Here is a 647-nt window from a genome sequence, read left to right on the forward strand (position 1 = left end):
GCGAATCCCTGTTCGGCGAAGTGATCTCCGCGTACAGTCGCGCCGACGCGATCGCAGACGGAGTTCTGCACGACGTCACCGCACTCGCCGCTGAGCGGGGCATCCGGTATCCGCTCGCGATCGCCGCGCATGCGTGGGCCGCTGCTGTGGCCTGGGATCACGGTGCGATGCAGGACGAGACCGGTCGGCAGTGGGACGTGCTGACGATGGCCGCGCACGCCCTGCGTCGCGCGCGAATCCCTGTTCGGCGAAGTGATCTCCGCGTACAGTCGCGCCGACGCGATCGCAGACGGAGTTCTGCACGACGTCACCGCACTCGCCGCTGAGCGGGGCATCCGGTATCCGCTCGCGATCGCCGCGCATGCGTGGGCCGCTGCTGTGGCCTGGGATCACGGTGCGATGCAGGACGAGACCGGTCGGCAGTGGGACGTGCTGACGATGGCCGCGCACGCCCTGCGTCGCGCCAAGCTCCTCAAACTGTCGGGGCTGCAGGAGTTCACCGTCTACGTCGTCCCGAACCGCCGCGGCGCCGAGGAGCCGGAGCCGGTCACCCTCGGGATCGACGTCGGACCCGGAGACAACTTCGAGCCGGTCTTGACGATCACCGCCCCCGCCGATCTCTGACCGCTGTCGCCTCGGACCCGCCC

1 protein-coding gene and 1 pseudogene are annotated in these 647 nt (G+C 69.7%); both read left to right on the top strand.

What is annotated here, in order from left to right; genetic code table 11:
• Positions 1 to 326: pseudogene (locus AC1DQC_RS19925) on the top strand (hypothetical protein); the annotation flags it as partial.
• The gene (locus tag AC1DQC_RS19930) at positions 253 to 624 is read left to right on the top strand and encodes a DUF6573 family protein (RefSeq protein ID WP_477052962.1); all 372 of its coding nucleotides are present in this window, start codon (positions 253 to 255) and stop codon (positions 622 to 624) included. The pseudogene AC1DQC_RS19925 and the gene AC1DQC_RS19930, both read left to right, overlap by 74 nt.
• The last annotated feature ends 23 nt before the right edge of the window (positions 625 to 647 follow it).

The organism is Cellulomonas sp. P4_H12, from assembly GCF_056400905.1.